The sequence below is a fragment of the Streptomyces inhibens genome (assembly GCF_003389455.1).
Classification (GTDB): Bacteria; Actinomycetota; Actinomycetes; order Streptomycetales; family Streptomycetaceae; genus Streptomyces; species Streptomyces inhibens.
Window position 1 is genome coordinate 1 of sequence record NZ_QUAC01000341.1, and the last position, 3,678, is coordinate 3,678.

Annotated in this window: 2 protein-coding genes; both read right to left on the reverse strand. The window is 71.5% G+C overall.

The window, feature by feature from the left end; translation table 11 throughout:
* Positions 1-67: 67 nt before the first annotated feature.
* Positions 68-1,531, reverse strand: coding sequence for a catalase (locus tag DY245_RS34115; RefSeq protein WP_128511005.1), 1,464 nt, complete (start codon positions 1,529-1,531; stop codon positions 68-70).
* A 183-nt stretch (positions 1,532-1,714) separates the two neighbouring features.
* On the reverse strand, positions 1,715-3,640 hold the full coding sequence (locus tag DY245_RS34120) for a SpoIIE family protein phosphatase (RefSeq protein ID WP_425329478.1): 1,926 nt from the start codon (positions 3,638-3,640) through the stop codon (positions 1,715-1,717).
* Positions 3,641-3,678 lie beyond the last annotated feature (38 nt).

Genomic DNA, 3,678 nt, shown 5'->3' on the forward strand with positions numbered 1-3,678 from the left:
ACACAGCACCGCGGCCCCCGCCATCGAGGCGGGGGCCGCGGTGCGTGTGCGCGGGCGTTTCGGCGGCTCAGCCGCCGTTCACCTTCTTCGCGATCCGGTCGCCCACGTTCTTGTCGATGTTGCGCCAGTACTGGAGCGCGCGGTCGATCACCGGACGGCTGACGCCGTTCAGCAGATGACCGGAGACGTTGTTGACGAGCCGGTCGCGGGCCGCGTCGTCGAGGACCTGGCGGACCATCGTGCCCGGCTGGCCGAAGTCATCGTCGTCGCGGCGCAGCGTGTAGGCCTCGCGCACCATCTCGCCGGCGGTCTGCCAGCCCGCGGGCTCTCCGTAGCGCAGGATGTCCGCCGCCGGACCGCCGTACCCGTTCGGGGCGTACGGCCTGGCCACACGGTTCGGCTCGTAGCGCATCGGGCCGTCCTTGGCGTACGAGTGGACGGGCACCCGCGGCCGGTTGGGCGGCAGCTGGGCGTAGTTCGGGCCGATGCGGTAGCGATGGGTGTCCGGGTAGGAGAACAGCCGGCCCAGCAGCATCTTGTCGGGGGACGGGCCGATGCCCGGCACCATGTTGGACGGCTCGAACGCCGCCTGCTCGATATGGATGAAGTAGTCGTCCGGGTTCTTGTTGAGCGTCATCCGCCCGACCTCGATCAGCGGGTAGTCGCCGTGCGGCCACACCTTGGTCAGGTCGAACGGGTTGAACCGGTAGTCCGGGGCGTCCGCGAACGGCATGACCTGCACATACAGCGTCCATGACGGAGCGTTGCCGCTGTCGATGGCGTCGTACAGATCACGGCGGTGGGCGTCGCCGTCCTCGCCGGCGATCCGGTCCGCGTCCTCCTGGGTGAGGAAGTCGATGCCCTGGTCGGTCTTGAAGTGGTACTTGATCCAGAACCTCTCGCCGCCGGCGTTGACCCACATATAGGTGTGCGAGCCGTAGCCGTTCATGTTGCGGTAGGTCTTGGGGATGCCGCGGTCGCCCATCAGCCAGGTGACCATGTGCGCCGACTCCGGCGACAGCGTCCAGAAGTCCCACTGCATGTCGTTGTCGCGCATCCCGTTGTCCGGGCGGCGCTTCTGCGAGCGGATGAAGTCCTGGAACTTGATCGTGTCCCGGACGAAGAAGATCGGGGTGTTGTTCCCCACCAGGTCGTAGTTGCCGTCCTCGGTGTAGAACTTCAGGGCGAAGCCACGGGGGTCGCGCCAGGTGTCGGGGGAGCCCTGCTCGCCCGCCACGGTCGAGAAGCGGGCCAGCATCTCGGTGGTCTTGCCCGGCTGGAAGAGATCCGCCTTGGTGAACTGGCTGACGTCGTTGGTGACTTCGAAGTGTCCGTACGCGCCGGCGCCCTTGGCGTGCACCACCCGCTCGGGGACCCGTTCCCGGTTGAACTGGGCCATCTTCTCGATCAGGTAGTGGTCCTGGAGCAGGATGGGGCCGTCCGCACTCACAGTGAGTGAATGCTCGTCGCTCTCCACCGGAACACCGGCGTTGTTCGTTGTGCGCGGGACATTGTGCGCAGTGCTGGTCATGGAGGAGTGCCTCCTGTATCGACGACTGGAGTAGGGGGTCGGTCAGTCCCGAATTGGGTCAGTCAGTCCCTTACGTCCACCCAAGCAGTCAACTCTTCCGACGGCATGTCGGCAAGAGTTGGACCCCGTCCGGTCTCAGACGGGGTCCAACATGTGGGATACGGGAACGGGCGCCCCCAGGACTCAGCCGCGCGGCGCCCCCGGCGGCATCGACAGCTCGAACCAGACGACCTTTCCCATGCTCAGACGGGTCGCGCCCCAGCGCCGCGCCATCCGGTTGACGAGGTAGAGACCCCGCCCGCCCTCGTCCGACGGCCGGGCCTGACGCAGCCGCGGCAGCTGCGGAACGTCGTCCCCGACCTCGCAGCGCAGTACGTCCGTTCGCAGCAACCGCAGCGTGATCGGCCGCTCCGCGTACCGCACCGCGTTCGTCACCACCTCGCTGACCAGCAGCTCCAGCTGGTCGGTCAGCTCGTCCAGGCCCCAGCGCGCCAGCGCCCGCCGGGCCAGCCGGCGGGCCTGCCCGGCCGTCTGCGCCTTCGGATCCAGATACCAGTACGCGACATCGCTCGGCGCGATCCCGTCGAACCGGGCCGCCAGCAGCGCGATGTCGTCATCGCGGTCGCCGGGCCCCAGCATGTCCAGCACCTCGTCGCACAGCGGCTCCAGCGGCGGCGGGTTGGGACCCGTCAGCCGGGCCGTCTCCGCCAGCCGCTCCCGCAGCTGCTCGATACCGGTCCACACGTCCCGGATCCGCGACTCGACCAGCCCGTCCGTGTACAGCACGAGCGTGGCGCCCGCCGGGGCGTCCAGCTCCACCGCCTCGAAGTCCACCCCGCCGACGCCGATCGGCGCGCCCGACGGCACCCGCAGCACCTCGGCGCGCCCGCCGCGGTGCAGCATCACCGGCGGCGGATGCCCCGCGTTGGCGATGGTGATCCGGTGCGCCACCGGGTCGTAGACCGCGTACATGCAGGTCGCCATGCGGTCCGTACCCAGCCGCTGCGCCTGCTCGTCGAGATGGTGCAGCACCTCCTGCGGCGGCAGATCGAGACCCGCCAGCGTCTGCGCGGTCGTCCGCAGCTGGCCCATGATCGCGGCCGAGGTCATCGAGTGCCCCATGACATCGCCGACGACCAGCGCCACCCGGCTGCCCGGCAGCGGGATCGCGTCGTACCAGTCGCCGCCCACCCGGGCCGTCTCGGCGGCCGGCAGATAGCGGCTGGCCAGCCGGACCCCGGTCGGCTGCGGCAGCGAGTCCGGCAGCATCGTGCGCTGCAGCGCATCGGCGATGTACGCCTCGCGGCCGTAGAGCACCGCCTTGTCCACACCCAGCGCGGTGTGCGTCGCCAGCTGCGCCGCCACCAGCAGATCGTCCGGTTCGAACGCCGGCCGGTCCGGGCGGCGCAGGAACACCGCCGCACCGATCACCCGCCGACGGCCGCGCAGCGGCGCCAGGATCACCCGATGGCCGCCGGGCAGCCGCGGGTCGGGACCCAGCAGCTCGGGCAGCGCGGTACGCGCCGCCTGCGCCTCGCCGAACAGCGGCCGTACGCCCCGCAGCACCTCGGCCAGCGGACCGCCGGGCCGCACCTCGGCCAGCTCCGCCGCGCTGCCGCCCATCGCCGGGCCCAGATCGGGCTGCGCGGGCAGCACCGGCAGCCGGGCGCCGTTGGTGTCCGGCTCCTCCGGAATCCGGTCGGTACGCCGCAGCCGCAGCACCACCGGGCCGGTCGGCCGCTCATCACCCACCGGCAGCGGATCGCGCAGATAGACGAGGATCGCGTCGGCGAACGTCGGCACCGTCGCCCGGCACAGACCCAGCACGATCTCGTCGAGATCTATGCCCCGGGCGATCCGCCGGGTCGCCGCCCCGATGAACCGCAGCCGGTCACCGCCCGCCTGACGGGCCGCCGCCACCTCACCGCTCTCGCCCGGATGCGCCGAGCGGGCCGGAGGAACGGGCGGCGGGCCCTGCGGCGGGCTCGCCGGCGGCGGCACCTGGGCCCCGGTGGCCTCCCCGGCCTCCGCCGCCCGTGACGTCTCATCGTGGTGGGCACCCGAGGCGGCGGAGCGCCCGTCGTGCGGCGCCGGCGACGGGCCCGGCACCGTTCCGCCCGGTTCGCCGCCGCGTGGCCGTGACCGCC